The organism is Roseburia sp. 831b (genome assembly GCF_001940165.2).
GTDB lineage: Bacteria > Bacillota > Clostridia > Lachnospirales > Lachnospiraceae > Roseburia.
On sequence record NZ_CP135162.1, the window covers coordinates 1496550 to 1513299 of the forward strand.

At 38.2% G+C, this 16750-nt stretch carries 25 protein-coding genes; 2 read left to right on the top strand and 23 right to left on the bottom strand.

From position 1 onward, the window contains the following. Nucleotides 1-58 precede the first annotated feature (58 nt). The 14 genes from BIV16_RS06980 to BIV16_RS07045 form a co-directional block, all read right to left on the bottom strand. Entirely contained in the window at nucleotides 59-781 is a 723-nt protein-coding gene (locus tag BIV16_RS06980) for an MBL fold metallo-hydrolase (protein ID WP_075678521.1), read from the bottom strand. After that, nucleotides 771-1148, bottom strand: coding sequence for a hypothetical protein (locus tag BIV16_RS06985; RefSeq protein ID WP_075678520.1), 378 nt, complete (start codon nucleotides 1146-1148; stop codon nucleotides 771-773). Before BIV16_RS06985 ends, BIV16_RS06980 begins: the two co-directional genes overlap by 11 nt. A 91-nt stretch (nucleotides 1149-1239) precedes the next feature. Next, a complete protein-coding gene (locus BIV16_RS06990) occupies nucleotides 1240-1551 on the bottom strand; it encodes a hypothetical protein (protein ID WP_075678519.1) in 312 nt (103 codons plus the stop codon). Nucleotides 1552-1560: 9 nt separating this feature from the next. Continuing rightward, nucleotides 1561-2631: a recombinase RecT gene (locus BIV16_RS06995; protein WP_075678518.1), complete on the bottom strand. Its 1071-nt coding sequence runs from the start codon at nucleotides 2629-2631 to the stop codon at nucleotides 1561-1563. Between the two features lie 2 nt (nucleotides 2632-2633). Beyond that, a complete protein-coding gene (locus BIV16_RS07000) occupies nucleotides 2634-3368 on the bottom strand; it encodes a hypothetical protein (RefSeq protein ID WP_075678517.1) in 735 nt (244 codons plus the stop codon). A 16-nt stretch (nucleotides 3369-3384) separates the two neighbouring features. Then, complete coding sequence (locus BIV16_RS07005) at nucleotides 3385-4314, bottom strand: hypothetical protein (RefSeq protein ID WP_075678516.1); 930 nt, start codon at nucleotides 4312-4314, stop codon at nucleotides 3385-3387. Between the two features lies 1 nt (nucleotide 4315). Then, the gene (locus tag BIV16_RS07010) at nucleotides 4316-6358 is read right to left on the bottom strand and encodes an AAA family ATPase (protein WP_075678515.1); all 2043 of its coding nucleotides are present in this window, start codon (nucleotides 6356-6358) and stop codon (nucleotides 4316-4318) included. After that, the gene (locus tag BIV16_RS07015; RefSeq protein WP_075678514.1) at nucleotides 6349-6612 is read right to left on the bottom strand and encodes a hypothetical protein; all 264 of its coding nucleotides are present in this window, start codon (nucleotides 6610-6612) and stop codon (nucleotides 6349-6351) included. Before BIV16_RS07015 ends, BIV16_RS07010 begins: the two co-directional genes overlap by 10 nt. Continuing rightward, nucleotides 6612-7235: a single-stranded DNA-binding protein gene (locus BIV16_RS07020; RefSeq protein WP_075678513.1), complete on the bottom strand. Its 624-nt coding sequence runs from the start codon at nucleotides 7233-7235 to the stop codon at nucleotides 6612-6614. The genes BIV16_RS07015 and BIV16_RS07020 overlap by 1 nt, the downstream gene beginning before the upstream one ends. Before the next feature lie 139 nt (nucleotides 7236-7374). After that, the gene (locus BIV16_RS07025; RefSeq protein WP_075678512.1) at nucleotides 7375-7647 is read right to left on the bottom strand and encodes a hypothetical protein; all 273 of its coding nucleotides are present in this window, start codon (nucleotides 7645-7647) and stop codon (nucleotides 7375-7377) included. Nucleotides 7648-7657: 10 nt separating this feature from the next. Further along, a complete protein-coding gene (locus tag BIV16_RS07030; RefSeq protein WP_075678511.1) occupies nucleotides 7658-8329 on the bottom strand; it encodes a hypothetical protein in 672 nt (223 codons plus the stop codon). A gap of 24 nt (nucleotides 8330-8353) precedes the next feature. Further along, nucleotides 8354-9160 (bottom strand): antA/AntB antirepressor family protein, encoded by an 807-nt coding sequence (locus BIV16_RS07035; RefSeq protein WP_083624969.1) that lies wholly within the window; start codon nucleotides 9158-9160, stop codon nucleotides 8354-8356. Then, the gene (locus BIV16_RS07040; protein WP_159435899.1) at nucleotides 9157-9318 is read right to left on the bottom strand and encodes a hypothetical protein; all 162 of its coding nucleotides are present in this window, start codon (nucleotides 9316-9318) and stop codon (nucleotides 9157-9159) included. Before BIV16_RS07040 ends, BIV16_RS07035 begins: the two co-directional genes overlap by 4 nt. 13 nt (nucleotides 9319-9331) lie before the next feature. Then, complete coding sequence (locus BIV16_RS07045) at nucleotides 9332-9538, bottom strand: helix-turn-helix domain-containing protein (protein WP_075678510.1); 207 nt, start codon at nucleotides 9536-9538, stop codon at nucleotides 9332-9334. 209 nt (nucleotides 9539-9747) lie between these two features. On the opposite strand from BIV16_RS07045, the gene BIV16_RS07050 reads away from it, so the two are divergent. After that, complete coding sequence (locus BIV16_RS07050) at nucleotides 9748-10485, top strand: helix-turn-helix domain-containing protein (protein WP_075678509.1); 738 nt, start codon at nucleotides 9748-9750, stop codon at nucleotides 10483-10485. A 1-nt stretch (nucleotide 10486) separates the two neighbouring features. On the opposite strand, the gene BIV16_RS07055 is transcribed toward BIV16_RS07050, so the two are convergent. From BIV16_RS07055 to BIV16_RS07075, 5 genes are all read right to left on the bottom strand, one after another. Beyond that, entirely contained in the window at nucleotides 10487-10663 is a 177-nt protein-coding gene (locus BIV16_RS07055; RefSeq protein ID WP_159435898.1) for a hypothetical protein, read from the bottom strand. Nucleotides 10664-10762: 99 nt separating this feature from the next. After that, the gene (locus BIV16_RS07060) at nucleotides 10763-10942 is read right to left on the bottom strand and encodes a helix-turn-helix transcriptional regulator (RefSeq protein WP_159435897.1); all 180 of its coding nucleotides are present in this window, start codon (nucleotides 10940-10942) and stop codon (nucleotides 10763-10765) included. 342 nt (nucleotides 10943-11284) lie between these two features. Then, complete coding sequence (locus BIV16_RS07065; protein ID WP_075678507.1) at nucleotides 11285-12274, bottom strand: GH25 family lysozyme; 990 nt, start codon at nucleotides 12272-12274, stop codon at nucleotides 11285-11287. A 1-nt stretch (nucleotide 12275) separates the two neighbouring features. Further along, nucleotides 12276-12563 (bottom strand): phage holin family protein, encoded by a 288-nt coding sequence (locus tag BIV16_RS07070; RefSeq protein WP_075678506.1) that lies wholly within the window; start codon nucleotides 12561-12563, stop codon nucleotides 12276-12278. 15 nt (nucleotides 12564-12578) lie between these two features. Continuing rightward, nucleotides 12579-12914 carry a hypothetical protein gene (locus BIV16_RS07075; RefSeq protein ID WP_075678505.1) on the bottom strand — a complete coding sequence of 112 codons (336 nt, stop codon included), beginning with the start codon at nucleotides 12912-12914 and terminating at the stop codon, nucleotides 12579-12581. Between the two features lie 162 nt (nucleotides 12915-13076). Here BIV16_RS07075 and BIV16_RS07080 point away from each other — a divergent pair, with 162 nt between their 5' ends. After that, nucleotides 13077-13526, top strand: coding sequence for a hypothetical protein (locus tag BIV16_RS07080; RefSeq protein WP_143524673.1), 450 nt, complete (start codon nucleotides 13077-13079; stop codon nucleotides 13524-13526). A gap of 2 nt (nucleotides 13527-13528) precedes the next feature. Here BIV16_RS07080 and BIV16_RS07085 read toward each other — a convergent pair whose 3' ends face one another. The 4 genes from BIV16_RS07085 to BIV16_RS07100 are packed head-to-tail and all read right to left on the bottom strand — an operon-like array spanning nucleotide 13529 to nucleotide 16748. Continuing rightward, nucleotides 13529-14080, bottom strand: coding sequence for a hypothetical protein (locus BIV16_RS07085; RefSeq protein WP_075678503.1), 552 nt, complete (start codon nucleotides 14078-14080; stop codon nucleotides 13529-13531). A gap of 2 nt (nucleotides 14081-14082) precedes the next feature. Continuing rightward, nucleotides 14083-14493 (bottom strand): hypothetical protein, encoded by a 411-nt coding sequence (locus BIV16_RS07090; protein WP_075678502.1) that lies wholly within the window; start codon nucleotides 14491-14493, stop codon nucleotides 14083-14085. Beyond that, nucleotides 14494-14724 carry a hypothetical protein gene (locus tag BIV16_RS07095; RefSeq protein WP_143524672.1) on the bottom strand — a complete coding sequence of 77 codons (231 nt, stop codon included), beginning with the start codon at nucleotides 14722-14724 and terminating at the stop codon, nucleotides 14494-14496. It lies immediately after the preceding gene. Beyond that, nucleotides 14721-16748 (bottom strand): hypothetical protein, encoded by a 2028-nt coding sequence (locus BIV16_RS07100; protein WP_075678500.1) that lies wholly within the window; start codon nucleotides 16746-16748, stop codon nucleotides 14721-14723. The genes BIV16_RS07095 and BIV16_RS07100 overlap by 4 nt, the downstream gene beginning before the upstream one ends. Between the last annotated feature and the right edge of the window lie 2 nt (nucleotides 16749-16750).

Below are 16750 nucleotides of genomic sequence, written 5' to 3' on the forward strand. Positions count from 1 at the left end.
CAAATAGCCATGTCCGCATGAATGGGTTTCTTTTATGCTTTCGCAAAGGTGTTTCAACCTACGTGAACGGACAAAGGTTCAAATCGACCTCTAATCCTTTTTCTGCTATGTAACAATCTGCGCCATATTTAATTGTTTCTCTTGTCTTTTGTAGAAATTGTGCCGAATCGGCGTTTTTATCTGATAAGTGTAGTAGAACGACATTTCTCAATGCCGGATTATCGTTAGTAGATATGAAGTCCAGAGCCGTTTGCAGGCTCATGTGACCTCTTAAAACATGTTCGCGGTTGACAGCTTCATTGTCAATCAAATCATCGCTGTAATTGGCTTCTGCGAGTATATGATTTACATTGGAGAACCGCCAACGGACGCATTCTGTATCTGTCACGTAGACAAGACTTCCAATGTCCGGATGCTCAATATAGAATCCATAACAAGGACACTCCGAACCGTCATTATTTCCATGGAACCAATGACCATCTTTTGACATGTTTGGAAAAGCCCTTATTCTAAACTGCGAATTGTCAAATTCAAGACTTTGTCCTTCATTTCTGAACGGTTCAAATACTGGTATTCCTGCTCTTGCATACTCAAACCAATGTAAATGGTGGTCAGAATGGATATGGGTTATAATGACCGCCTTAATCTTCCTCACATTGAAATCCAATGCTTTCTTGACTTCCATAAATGGCAACCCGGCTTCGATTATCAATGCTTCGTTGTCATTCTCCAGTATGTAGCAGTTACCGGATGAACCGGAACCTAAAACTTTAAGTTTCATCACCATCACCGCCTTTTGATTCAGATATGTACTTTACCCGTAAGTCATATACTGTCTGGCAAAGAGTATCGCAGATTTCATTTGCAATCTCTCCCTCATTTGCCAAGTGACGAACATAACTTTTACCGCATATATAACAAGTCAGTTTTCGTATAAGTTCCCACATCGCCCATGAAGTAACGCTGTCAATAACCGTTCGCATTAGTCCATCTTGGCTCTTTCCATCAACAGTTCTCTTTACAAACCAATACTCCCTTGGCTCTTTAAGCGTTGTGGAAACATCCTCTCTTATTACCTTTCCTCTAAGTGATTTCTCAACTTCTTTCAGGATTTCTGCTTTCAATTCTTCTTTTTCTTTATCTGTCAAAAAAATTCTCTCCTTACGTCAATAATGCTTCGTGTCTGCCCTAACAACTTCCACATTGCACTGCGTCTAAAAATGATAAGACTTCCATAGGCTACTCCAATTCTTCCTCTGCCGGGAACTGAAATACTTTAGGAAGCACCCAATAATTCGGCTGTACATATACTTTGTTTACATGGTCAAAACCGCCATCAAGTTCCATTCTTGTCAGATATTTTTCTCTAAGCATTTCCATAGCTTTCTTGGCTTTTTCTTCGGTTGAGTATGAAGCCATTTCCATATCGTTTATAACTGACTCCACACCAGTTAAATTTTTATTGAGAAAGTATATTACTCGGTTAAAACGCTGAATAACAACCTGCTCATAAGGAACATCAATTGTTCCGTCCTGTGATATAACTCTCATGGCAACCTCCTAGTCCTTCATAAAGTCTGGCACGTTCTCGTCATTCTCAACGACTTCTCCGGCTACTTTCTCTGGCTGTGCCATCTTAGGTTCCTCCACGGTTTCTGCAACTTCCTGGTCAACCTGGAAATCCTCGGAATTAGCATTCTCTGCAATTTCTTCCTGCGTTTGCACATAGGTTTCATCAAGCTGATTGAATGACTGCTTTGCCATACTGTTAAAGTCCTTGCGATACTTCTTGATTGCATTGTTACGCATCTTGCGAACAATCATAGATTCTGGCGTATCAAGCCATGCTGCGCTGATATAAGGCTTTGCAACTTCACATTCCAACATTTCATCAACGGTTGCGCATTTTCTCAAAGCGTCGAAAATCTCTTCTTTCTTTGTCTTGATTTTGCCTAACTGTTCCGCCGATGCTTTGTAACGATTCTGGCAGATGCCAAAAGTCTCATTCATCAGATTGTTGCGCACATGGGCAAACAGATTGACTTTTACACCGTCTCTCTCTGCAATCAGATACTGAAATGTGCCGTCCTTTAATTTCAGAGGATAAACAACACGGACAACTTTCTGCGACTGTCCCATTTCTTCCCACTCTGGCGGTGTCATTTCGATACCTTTATGCTTTGGATATGAAAATTCATCGCCCTCTTTAACAAGCCAACAAGGATATACGGTATCAACATTCTCTCCGTAGTTACGAAGTAATGCATCGTTGCCGTCTCCCTCGATCCCCATTTCAACGACCTGCACATAGTTGTCTCCGGACTTCTTTGTTCTAAGCTGAAAATAGCACTCTCTCGGCACTGCATTTGCATTAAGTTTAAGGCTTGCGCACTGACCGACAACCTCACGCAGATTTGACTTATCAAGATTGTTTAAGTCCTTGATTTTGTCGCTGTCCTTAACAAGCTGATAAATACTTGTCATAGCTGACATGGCGCACTGTTTTGAATAATCATCATATGGCACGCCACATAACTCAAAATCCTTTGTAACAAGATTCGTGATTGAATTAGTCCACTGACTGACCGCAGTGTTGACTTTCTGTACCTCTAAACTGTTGTTTTCTGCCATAATTATTTTTCCTCGCTTTCTTCAAATTCTTTTAACTGCTCCGCTAAATTCTTGCACTCATCCGCAACATATTCTTCGGTGCAGATAACATCATCAATCGGATATTTACTTTCAACCATTTTTCGTAGTTGATACTCTTTTCTATGGCTCGGAAACTTCTGCATCGCATAATCCAAATCCGACTTATCTCCTGCATGTCCGCAATCAAATCCGAACCACCACAAATCACTCTCGATTGGATAACTTGAATGCTCTCCACCGCCTGCGTATGTAATACCACCGTGACACTGAAAGTATGCTTCAATGCGTATCCTTTCATCTTCATCCAGACAAGCACCAAGCAAAGGAAAAATCCCGCTTACTTCTCTGTCCCCGACATCGGCTTTCTTGATTTCAAGGTAATCACTGTAATCCTTTCCGTATAATGGATGATTCTTTGGAATGCCGACATAACCGCATCTGTGCCCGATACTTCCAAATATGACAACACATTTGTAGCCTGCGTGTTCAAACTCACGCTCGACAATGTACCGTTTTTCCGGCGCTTCATATTTCTTCACAACTGCCACCTTGTCAGCACCGTAGATTTCCACCCACTTCATATCCACAGATTCATCCGTGACGATTAACTTTGCACCTTTGGCATTTACAACCGTGTCACCGGCTTTTACAGAATCCTCGGTGCGGTATGTATAACTTCTGGTGCTGTTTGGGAATTTTGCTTTGATATAATTCATTCTGATACCTCACTATCTAAAATAATTTATTTATCAATTCCATTGCATACATTGTGTCAACCTTGGAATCGCCAGTCTCTTCCATGTGTTTCTGCAATGCTTCGACCATCATCTGAAAATAAGTTGTATCTACACCGGTCAGCTGTTCTTCCAAGACTTTTACATCTTTCAAATCCAGCTCATTTAACTGCATACACATTTTTACATACTGACCAGCGTTGATATGATAGCCGCGCTCAATGTACTTCCTTGTGCGAATAATAGAGCAAAGCGGATATTTAGAGCCTACATAATACAATTCCTTGTTAATGATGCACTCCAACGCCTTAGGTGGAAGAAATACCTCGTTATCCCACGAACTCCATGCACAGGTGCAATGAACGAAATCATAATTCTTATGAATTTCCTCTACTTCTCCATAGAACCTTGTAACAATCTGAATCTTGTTTGAAAGGCTTATTGCGTTGCTCGTAATAAAGCGCGGTCTGTATTTTTCTTTAGAATCTGAATCCGTTTCTTCCTGTTCGTGCTCCATTCCAACTGCTTCATCTTCCTCGGCTGTAGAATCAAAATTGTAAGAAACGGAATTTCCTTCCACTTCATCCTCATCTGCAATTCCTTTGGAACGGACAAAACATTTTACCGAACCATTATCACTACCAGTCGCTTTTGCCAATTCTTTCCCCCACATAAGAGTGACCGGTTTATCTTTGTGCATATCGTTCCACTTATCAACATAGTATTTCGCAACCGCAATACACGCATCTTTTGTTCTGAAATATACATCGTAGTCATGCACAGTCTCCCCTGTTAAAAGGGAAACCAAGGCGCCACCTGTGATAATGGTATTTTCTTTTACCACAGCCTTTACGTTCTCATCGTCAATGCTCTCCATCCAGTCACGAAGTTTGTTACCTAAATGCCGCTTGATATTCTTACTGTTCATCCTACACACCCTCCACTTTCAACTGTTTGTCCTCTGATACGGTCAAAAGAATTAACTGTGCATCCATATCTGGCACATTGAACTCATTCAGCGATTCCGCGTTATCAACAAAAATCGGTACGCTCACGCCGTATAACTCGCTAAGAGAACGGATAATATCAAGTCCGGCTACGATTCTGTGACCACTGTTCAAAGTCGAATACGGAACGCCATTTACGGTACACTCACAGCAATCTTTAAGTCCGCCATTTAATTGCGTTTCAAAGAGTTTGAAGTTTACGGTCTTGAAATGGCTGTTGATAGATTCAGAAACCTTATCCAGCTTGAAGCGTATAAACTCTTCCAAGAGGTAAAGCATCTGTTCCTGGTCCGCAACTTTCTGTCCGATTTCTTTCTGCTCTGCCTGCAACTGTGCGATTCTCTCGTCAATCTCGACATTCATGGATGCCTTGGCAATGATACTGTTCACTTCATCAAGCCGGCTCTGTAAATCAGATTTTTCACATTTAAGGGAATCCAAAATTTCTTCATCATTAGATTTTTCCAGATTCTCGATTTTTGCAGTAACTTCATCATGTTTCACTTTCAACTCTACATACTTTGGATTCTGCATATAGTCTGAAAATTCCGGAATCTCCGCAAGTTTCTTATCAAAATCATTCTTTGATGCAAGTGCTGCAACTTCCTGTTCCTTCAAACTTTTGATGGATTCATGCAATTCTGTATTTTCTTTTCTCATACGTTCGATTTCAGATTTGTATTTATTCCCATCAGCAATCAGTTGCTTAAGTGTTGCTTGCTTACTTGCATTGAAATTAGCAATTGCGTCTCTCAACCTCTTCTCGGCATCGGCTTTTGCCTTTTCTTTTCTGTCCTCAAAATCTAATTTTAACTGCTCAATCTTATCAGCCGGAAGTGTCTGCCCGCATAAAGAGCAAACCGTTGTAGATTCGTCAAATACCCACTTGGATTCATCAAAGAGATACGGTGTTTCATCAAATGCCCTGGCAAATTCGGCATTGTACTGTGTTCCTAAACTGTGACGTTTTTCGTCATAATCAGCGATGCACTTATCATTCAATTTAATCTGATTTTCTGCAATCTGAATCTGATTATGAAAATCACTAAATTTTCGTGCAGCACAATCCTTTTCATTGTTAAGTTCTCTTCTCCTTGCGGACAGTTCACTATTCATAGTCTGCATAATGCCAGACATTTCAAATTGCAACTGCATCTCTTCCTGCTGCAGATTACCAATTGCATTTTCAATACTGGAATCCGCAATCTTTTTATCAACACCTGTAATCTGTCTCTCTAAATCAGCTTTTGCAAGTTCCTGCTCCGCCACGTCAACGTCAACCTTAGATTTCTCGGCTTCATCAATACGGACCGGAATTTCAGCCTGTTTCTTCTTCCACTCTGTAAGAGCCTTGGAAAACTTGGCACGAATATCGTCCGTAGACGGCGCTTTTCCTAATTCATCAACCAGTGGTGCATACTTGGCATCTGTCTTTGCAAGTTCCACATCTGATACTTCTGCAACAAGCTTCATCAGAATATCTCTCTGCTCTTTCCATTTCAGAGAAGAGAAATACTGCGGATTGGTCAACAGCTTAAACATATCCTCGCTCTGCGCCAGTCCGGAAACATAAGCTTTGAAATCAGCTTCACTTTTCGGGTAACCGTCAATTTCAAATGAATTGACATTTCCCTGCAATGTAACAGTATCAGTACCACGTTTCTTAACCCAGTTCTGTTTCTGCGTCTTGGATAGTTCCACTTCCTTGCCGTCTACATCCAGAACCGCTGCAACATTAATTTCTACGTTGTCAATGCGCTTTCCGTCCTTATCCAGTGGGCGTACATTGAACTTTTCCTCTCCGGCACTGTTCTTGTTAAACAGAAGCCATGTAAACGCATCAAAGATTGTTGTTTTTCCTGCAGCATTCTGTCCTTTAATACTTGTCTTGTTGGAGAAATTCACATCAAGGCTCCTAATTCCTTTGAAATTCTCCATATGTAACGATTTCAAAATCATTCGCATTTCTTTTTCATCCTTTCTTCATATCCATTTTTTAAACTTTCAAAGTAATTTTCATTCTCAATATATCCACTAACTGATTCAAGCACAGCCAATGGAACTCCAAGAGCTTTCTTTCCACTGTATCTGATATTTATTGCGTGGCACCTTGTGATGTACTGGTACACATCATCTATGTGTGTTCTGCATTCAATCAAATTTTCATATTCATCTCTTGGTATACACACGCTGTCCGAATTTTTATTGCCCTTTTCCATCAATCCGCCACCTCAATATTGCTTGCAGAAACCTCATACGCAATTCTTTCCTCAAAATCTGTATCAGAAATCTTCTTTTTGTATATACGGCTTTGAACACGTCCTTTAATTTTGATTTTTGTTCCAACTTCTAAGCCAGATGAAAATGCAGCGTTTCTTCCCCATGTAATACACGGAATATAGTCCGTTTTTCCATAATAACGTCCAACTGCAAGCAGCACATCCGCAACCTCTCTTCCAAATGGTGTTTTACGGTAAATTGGTTCTTTACAGATAAATCCAATTAAAGTTATTTCATTTTTGTCTAATCCACTAACTTTCGTAATTATTTCTTCAATATCTTGGACGAATACAGATAGTATCAAATGATTTCCCGTTTCATCATGTTCATTGAATGAGCGGAAACTTCCATATACATTAACGGCAAGTCCGACATGTTTGTCTTCAACTTTAAACAACCGTTCAGAAATGGTCAGCGGAACGACATCTGCAATACCGCTCGTTCTCTTTGCTTCAAGTGTCATAATGTAAAATTTCTCACCATAAAATTCATGGCTAAATACAGGCTCTGATGTAATTACTCCTGAAAGTTCTACAATGTTATTCTCTATTGTTCTATTCATATTTGAATTTCTCCTTTTTGTATGTTAAAATGTACGCAAATAGCTTATGCTATTGCTTGATTTGGAATCATTCTGCTTTGGTCGGTTTGGATGATTCCTTTTCTTTTTTTCTAATGTTTCTTTAATATAATGAAGATTCTCATTTGCACATATAATTTTCAGATCCATGATTATCGTATGTAATGTATGTAATCCCATCATCCGTATCATCATCTTCAACATATGGCGTATGTTCTTCGACAATTTCTTCCGCATCCTGCCAGCCCCCTTCCACTTTTGTGCCAATAAAAAATACTATCCAGCCTGAAAGTATAGGAATTGACAAAATAGGCTTTTCCGAAACATCAAAGCACATTGAAACGATTGCAATAAAAAATCCGATAATCTCAAATACTTTTGCTATTTTTTTCATAGGCATCCTCTCATGTAATAGAAAAAAGTTTTTTCATCTTCTTTTTAGGACTTTTTATTTCAAACCTTTCTCCTGTTTCATCGTCGATCATGTATTTGCCTTCCTGATGCATTATGTGCGGCTTAACTCCCTGCTCTTCCATAAACTCGAGCAAGATGTCTTTTCCGTCCTGCACAATACTCATCCTGTTCACGACTTCCATCCAGTAGACCATGTATCGTTCAACATCAAGATTCTGATATTCCATAAGAAATTCTGCCGCTTTGTCTCCGATCACTTTATCAATCCCGAACTTCTTAACATAATCCATAGTGTAAAAATAATCTTTCCACTGGTATTTTTCTCCATCAAATGACTTTTCAATAGGAAACATGTTCATGAACTCTCTCGGTGTCAATAATCCGATCATACTGTCAATTGCACTGATAATCCTAAACTCATCAATGATAAATTCGGACTCTGCACTTTTAAACACATCAAAACCTGTTGTAGATTTCAATTTTATTAGCAAGAACAGATCTTTTTTAAATTCATCTGGATAGGTTTCTTTCATTTCCTGCATGGTCATATCGCTTTGAGAGTTTATCATTTCATATCTTCTATGAAATGCTCTTGCGTAGTTAATATGCTTAGGCTTAAAATCAATCAGCTTTTTCCCGTCCATGACATAAAAATCATGCATTTCTTTCGTCTCCTCTCATATTTATTATTCTTTTCCAACTCCGTATCTGATTGCCATTTCTTTCACAATAGCCGTATATCCTTCGACCAATTTCTTGTCCTCTGCAATAATATCCACATAGGATAATTTGTCTCTGGCTGATTTACAGATACCCTCATCTGCCATGCGCCTGCGCTTATTAGTCAGCCGTTGTTTCAGATTTACACCCATTCGCTTTGACAACAGTTCATAACTTTCCGCTCTTACTTGGCTATATGCCTGCCCGCCGCCAAGTTCCATGCTGATCTTGCGCAGAATGTTTCCAGTATCATCACGCCATGATGTTGTATCAAGCGCAACCACTTCCCGGATACTCTCAACTCTCTGTTCCACATGGTTCAGTTGTTCCGCCTGCCGTTTCTGTTCCAACTGCTGTTCTGCTACAGAATTGAAAATCTTCTGGAACATCTGTAACTCCGGTGATAACTGATTGAGGTCGATTACCTTTTGTTTCACACGTTCTTCCAAGGTTGTGAAATAATCTCGTGCTTCTTCTGCTTTCGCTCCATTTCCTTTCATGGAAAGCTTCTTTGCAAAATGGGCTGTGAGTTTATAATCATCAGCAAAATTTCCTCTGCTACTTTCATTCGCCATTGATGGCGAGTAAAAATAATCCTCATTTTCAGTAGCAAATTCATTGTCAACAATATTGGCTTTCACCCATCTGGAATAATGGCTTTTATCCATCTCCAAGAACTCATACAGCTTTCTTGCTGTAGTCATTCCGTTTTCATCAACACCAAGCGCAATTTCGATTGGTGTCTGCATTTTAATTGTTTCTAAGTCGTTCATTCTTCTTCCTCCTTAAATATTTCTGGTGTGTCAGCTGCCACCTCATACACGAATCTGTAAAAGAATCGTAAAGCCCTCACATCTGTGATTTTATCAACCAGCTTTTTAAATTCATCTTTGCATTCATCTGCTGTCATATCTTGAATTTTCTTTTGCATGAAATTCTCCTTTCTAATCAATTAAATCTGATACTTTCATATTTAACGCAAGTGCGATAGCAGAAAGTTTTTCAAGTTTTGGCTGATATCCCGCTGCACCGCCTGTTTCATGATGCTTTTTCCATTCGCTTAGCGTTGCGGTAAGTACCCCACTCATTTGAGCCACCTTATAATCAGTGAGTCCAAGTTCATCCCTGCGTTTCGCGTACTTTTCGTACATTTTCCCACCTCTTTTCTACTGAAAGATATTGACATTAGCTTAGATTTCTGATATATTCATAGTGCTGTCTAAGTTAATATAGAAATCCAAGCGATTACTTTTTGATTAGCTTATTTTTCTAAGCTATGTTTGTACTTTAACATAGTTTTGTAAGTGTGTCAATACGTAATAGCTTATTTTTCTTATCTATTTTTAGAAAGAGGTATAATATGGGCGATTATTCTTATGAAAGATACGCTAAAATACGTGATTTTCGTGGCTTTACTGATTACAAGGTAACGCAATTAGCAGGAATAAAAGGAACTGCCACAATATCAAATTGGAAAAACGGAAAATACACTCCAAAAGATGATAAAATGCAACGCATAGCCGACGCACTTGAAGTAAGTCTTGATTTTTTAAACGGTAAAACTGATGAGATAGAATGTAAAGAATGCGGACAAAAATACAACCCTCTTGACGAATTTGATTGTGCAATACACGAACAATTTCACACAAAGATTCTCAAAGCAAAAGAAAAATATAAATGTCTGTTGCCGTACAATGAACTTGTATCTATTCGCTATAACAGTTTGGAAAAAATTAGAAGTGGTTCGGAAGATATAGCTACAGAATTGAATAAATATTTAAAAGCCGAATTTTCTCATTACGTTTATATGAATTACGAAGATAGCAGACATTATGATTTCTTTGAATTTGCGAAATCTAAAGTTGTAGAAATGATTAACAACGGAGATATTCCTCAAGACCAAATAGATAATGTTGCGAAATGGTATAAATTGGATAAGGAGTTTATAAATATACAAGGAGCATCACTTGCAAGAGCAAGTAAAAATCCTCAGTTAATGCGTTTACTTGCATATGCTGAAAAATTAAATCCAGAAATGTTAAACATGTTAGAGATACAAGCAAAAGCTTTATCAGAACAAAATAAAAAAGAGGAGTAGCTTAATTGCTACTCCTTATTTTTTCATCTACAAAATTATAAAACCAACGTAATTTATAATTTTCATTAATACCTCTGAATAAATCGCCCAGTCGCCTACGATACTCTTCATTAGAGATATATCTTTCTTCTGTTTCCTCACTGCATTGAATTTCCTCATCTTCTAAAACCAAATCCATCAAAGTACCTCCATAATTTTTATCTTTCCGAAAATGTCCTATGAATATTATAGAACGCACGTTCGAATATTTCAACTATATTTTCGAACAAATGTTTTTTTACCAAAAGAATAACTCCTCTACGCTTACATCCAAGGCATTGGCAAGCTTAAAAGCAACCTCTATCTTCGGATTAATATCTTTCTGATTCTCTAATCTACAAATTGTGCTTCGGCTTACGCCAGATTCCATTGCTAACCGTTCCTCCGACCACCCATGTTTCCATCTTAATTCCTGCAATTTATGTCTCATGTATAGATTATAGTAATTTATGAATGAATTTTTTACCGGTAATTTTTTCCATCTGAGGATATTATCTCATAAAAAGATGTCTGTGTGCAAAACACTTTTTGCGGAATTTACGTCAAATCGAATATGTTTCTTCTTTTATTTGTGTTATGATTAAAAGTTATTCTTTTTTTGATTTTTAACCACCTCTCTAAAATCAGTGTAGTTATATTTAGGTGTTAAAAGTCAAGCATTTTTTTAATTTTTTATTTTTCATGCAAAGACAAGCAAAAGAACACAAAAAAGAGCCGACAGAGTTGAAAATTTTCTCTCTGTCGGCTTTCTCGCTATCACTTATTTAATTGCTTCGGTCACAGTTGCAAGACCAACAACACCGTCTGGAACAAGTCCATGTGCTTTCTGCCACTCTCTAGTTGCTTCTAGTGTCTTGTTTCCAAACTTGCCATCTGAAGTTACGCCAATAATTTCCTGCCACCATCTGACCGCAGTAGGGCATCCCTGGATGTTGTAATAAATCAGGTGCGTTTTTGCCACATTCTGCGTTTTCGGGCCAAACTTCTTGTCCTCTGCAAGTTCATTTTTTGTGCCTTTCAAATCAAACCCGATGTTCGCTGCATGCTGGTACTGCCCCACCTTGTCATTTTCAATGTACTTAGGCTTGTCTACGACTGCCTGTGTGGCTTGTAAAGGCGTTTCGTGTTTGATTTCAAAGAAGTACTCGTTTAAATCCACACTACCCTCTACGCCAGAAATAGAGCCTTTAGAGGTATACTGCCACATGTCAACTCTTTCGAGTGCTGGGCTTGTCTGCGCATTTCCATCATTTGTACCGTATTTTGCGCACCAAATCTTATACTGCTTAATCTGGTCATAATCAAGATTACTCTTGAACCAAGACTCAGATGCATACACACCAGCTTCTTTGCCGCATGATACAACTTTTTCACAGAAAGCTTTTACAATTGCTGTTCTATCCTCTTTAGAAAGTCTGTCGGCACGAACAACCTTCGGTGTACCATCTCCGTCCTCTGAATCTATAAACAGTGGAAGTGTCGCACCGTACTGGTCAGCAAATGTAGCCGCAAACTGTGCCTCCTCTTCTGCTTCTTCAATATTTATTGCCTGTGACATAAAATAGATTCCAAACGGAATACCTTTCTCTTTGCATGCCTGTGCGAACTCAACAAACTTTGCATCCTGTACCACCTTGCCTGATCCATATCCGCGATAGCCAGCACGGATGATAACTCCATCCACGCTGTTAGCCACAGCTCCAAAATCTGAAACTGTATTATATTTTGATAAGTCAATCACTTTTCTCATATTATTTTTCCTCACTTTCTGTTTTCTTATCGCCATCAATCAATTGTTTTAACAACTGATGTAATCCGGTACTTGCTAATCCACTAAATAAGCCACTTAGCAAGATAGATGGTGAAATACTCCATCCATTCATCCAAATTGCTAAAATAACGCCTAAAATGGCACACACAGTAGGAATATACTTATTGTCAACATCCTTAATCCATTTCTTGATTACATAGCCTACACAAAGACAAATTCCTACAATTACAGGCACCATAAATTCTGATAAAAATCCTAAATCTGTCATATCAATTCCTCCATTTTATAAATTTTGTGCAATTAAAAAAATCAACCCAGTTGCCATTGCTCCAGCAACCGTGCTGATTATTGATGTTATTGCTGTCTTTTTATAATTTTTCATATCATCCGCCGGGGCACGTTCCATATCGTCAACCCTTGCATCCATACGGTCAATCTTTTCATCTAACGTACATACTGTTTCGTTCGTATGTTTCACCTCTCCAACCAACTCCACCATTGTTTTTGACATTGTATGTATTTCATTCACAATTGGTTCTAATTTGTCGATACGGTGTGTATTCGACTTGGAGCGCTGCTCAACTTCCGTAATTCTGTGTTCAATTTCAATTTCATTCATATTTTACGCCTTTCTATGCAAGTGATTTATTATTTAAATTTGTTATGGACTTCCTCTAATTACTAATTTCAAAATTTTTCTCCTATAAACGAAAGTTTAAAACAGGAATCCCAAAAGGTCGGAACATTGACCTCTCTTACAACAACAATCAGAACGTCAATTGTGAACGCAATTAATTCCTTAGTTGCAAGGATAGTTATACTGGAAAATGTAAATTCATGTGATGCACTTTTTTCAGTCGGAGCACATGGAGCACTTGCGACATCTGCATATTACACACTGACCTCAATCACAAAGAACTTTGGTTCAGACAACATTTATGTAGATAAATATGGTGCTATCATTTTTAAACTTGAAGGTCATTATATGCTTGACATAAATCTTGTGCTTGATAAAAGCTTTACTTCGATAAGCGCCAATATAAGCGTCCATCGGTACGATTCGAAAGGTGGTTCAGACACCCTTATTGCAGAGGAATTTTTCTACTCAGCAAATAATGCGCACAGTGGTCATATTAACATTCTCGTACCTGTTAAAGAATATGGATTTATAAAAATCTTTGGTATCGGTAAAATAGCGGGCGGCTATATATCTTTACATAGAGTTGCTTAGGTCTACTCTTTCGCCCAGGTCAGCCAAAAACTCATTGTGGCACTGCTTGTTAATCCGTCAATGATGAGTGTGTAACGACCGTCATTTCGTTTATTTATACCTTTAACGAAGTAACTGGAATCATCTCTGACAGTATGCGCTGATAGTAATGTATATCCTTCTTTATTAACTATTGCATAGTTTGTATTAGTCGAAGCCGTGTACAACTCCATAATGAGCTTTTCCTGCCGGGTATTAACTCTTTTTTGAGCATCGGTGTGGATGTCGTCAATTGTCGAGCCACCGACAGCGTTGACATTTTGTTCTGAAATATTAGAAGTTGTGATAGCAGTCGAGGCGTCTTGCTTCTTACTTAAACTTTCGTTTATCTCATTGACTTTTCCATTCGTTGCATTAATATCAGCACCACCAAAAGGATCTCCCTCCTGCGTATACTCGGTCGCATCCTCAAACGAGACTGTTCCATCATCATTTTGAATCATCCTGAATTTTCTTTTTTCATTCTTTGACGTATCCAGCACATCATCTTTGTAATTTGTCTTTAAATCTGCCATGTTTATAACCTTATTCCTTTCTGGCCGCCAAGCCTAAATGACAACTTTGGAAGTGCTTCCTTTTGCGCTGTCATTGTTTTGTATAGCAATAAAATAGCACTCTCAATTCGGTTAAATTCCGAATATAATGGAGTGCTTTGGTTTGCGTAATATGTTTTTTTATTTCCAATATTAAAGGAATAGCTACCAAGATTCAGCTTTTCCAAACAATCCTCAATAGCATTTATTTCTTTTGCGTATATCATACTTGTATAGGTTTTACCAGCACCTAGACTTACAATGTTTGGAAATCCATAAAAAAGTGATGTTCCCAACGCCTTGAGATATTCCAGATTTCCAATGATGCGGTTGTAATCTTCGATATTGAAATAATCAGAACTCTTCCAATCCGTTTTCGGTTCTATCCATGCCATTTAAGCTTCCTCCGGCTCTCCAAAATACTCAATATATTTTTCTACGTCATGCTCGCCCAGATACTCTTTTGCCTGTTCATCCGTTATAGGTACAATATCATTTGTTGAATAAGCTTTAAAAAAGTTCCCCTTCTTGGTTCTATATAACCAACGTTTACCTTCTTCTTCTGTGTAAACTAACTCCGATTTATCTGTGTCATACAATTTCCCATTAACTACTTTTCTCATCATGATACCTCCATCATTCTTAATGCATGTCTCAACTCTAACGTTCCACTAAAGCTACCGTTAAAATCAAACTTATGTGATTCAATTTCAACTTGCAGATTATTAACAACATCACTTTCCATGTATATAATATCTGCAGCATTTAGCCTTGGTTCTCCTCTATATTTCACATTGTATGAAATATTGTTTCTGTAATAGTTTCCTAGCCATTCAGCCACATCCTGTGCATGTTTCTGCGTACTGATTAACTGATTTTCAAATTCAACAGTATAACCGACACTTGCTAACTTTTGTGTATAATATACGGAATCATCTTTTGCCTGTGGTTTACCTTGTTTATCATTTTCAAATGTAAATATCCTAACAGAAACCGCTTTGTTTTGCTTTTCTCTGTAGCCGATCGGTTCTTCCAACATATCTTGTTTTTTCAATGTATAATCAGACAAATCACCAAATGACACCTTATTAACAAGAACTCTGTCATTCGGGTATGCCCTGGTAAACTCCAATGTCATAGTATCAAATGTACTAAATTCTTGATTCAATATATTGGTTTTATTCAAATCAGAAAACTTAAAAGTATCAGCAGCAACACCATTTCTAAAAGTATGAACAACCATCTCCTTAGGCGGGTTCCCGTCAAAATCAACATAAATACTATAATACATATAGCCTGCCGGCAATTTGATTGTAATGGATGGATTCGTCGTAAATTTTCCATCTTTATCTGCTACCGATGCGCTTATAAACGATGTTGCTAGATAATTTCCATCTTCTGGCATAAATACCATGCTGCCGTCCACAGAAAAGAAATTCTTTGTCATATCAGCATAAACATAATCGCTTCCCTTAACAACATTACCAGGATTTGACCATGCGCTTGCACCCACTGATGTAACAGTCAAATCATCTGGATTCAGTACTGTTGCAAAATTAGCTTTGATGCAGGGGTTCCCATCCTTGTTCTGGTACAAAATACATCTACCTGCATTAGCAATTAACTGCAAGCATTGTGCGTGTGATGCTTCCGGTAATGGGTTTGTAATAACCACATCTTTCAAACATTCATCTATTTCGTACTCATCCGGTTCTAATCCATAATCAGTTAATACCGATTTTGCATCGTCATACAGTGTTCGTGTATGAATTGTATTTCCAGCCGAATACTTATCTGTCATAAATGCAAATATATCTTTTGCGTTAAAATTCATTGCGCCTTTTTGTGATTTCCAATCAGACAAATATACACTTGCTACCTGCAACCATTCAACTGAATCATCTGCCAATGTAACGCCAACTGATACCGGTATCTTCTGCCCTGCCTGCAAGAAGTTCACAAAGGAATTATCATCATCAACATTGAACCTGTGTTCCATATCATTGACAGTTAGTGAAAAATCTATAGCCGGTAATTCCTCACATACTGAATTTACCTGCTCCCGCCATGACGCTGAACAAATATCATCATTGCCAAAATCAAGTCCGACACCCATCAACACTTTGTTGATTCTAAGTCTCTGCTGACCACCAACCATTGATACCGGTATAATTTGAATGTATGAAGTAGTTCCAAGATTATCCTGCGTTGTAAATTCCATAGAATTGTTTGCGTATGTTTTGTCGACTTCCTCTGTCTTTAATCTGAACGAAGTTGGATAACATTCATCGAAATTAATGGTAAATCCTTTGATTGAATATGAATCATTGAACTTGATTGTTATTACTCCTAGAATATCGTTGGTTGTACAACTTCTGTTCTGAATATACTGTGCATACTGATTATCTTCCGGAAGAAACAACATGCTGCCATCTGCCTTGAAATAATTCTGATCCATAGTGGCATACCTGCCATTTGCATCCTTATTATTCAACGGTGTATCTTGGCTACTCCAATAAGCAAATTTTCCATTAAGCCTTGCAGAATTTTGCGCATATTGGTTAATGACACCGACAGCAACGGACATATATCCTTGCTTTCGTATCATGCTATCCATCATTTCTTTATACTGTCTTGATACATTCTGCATAT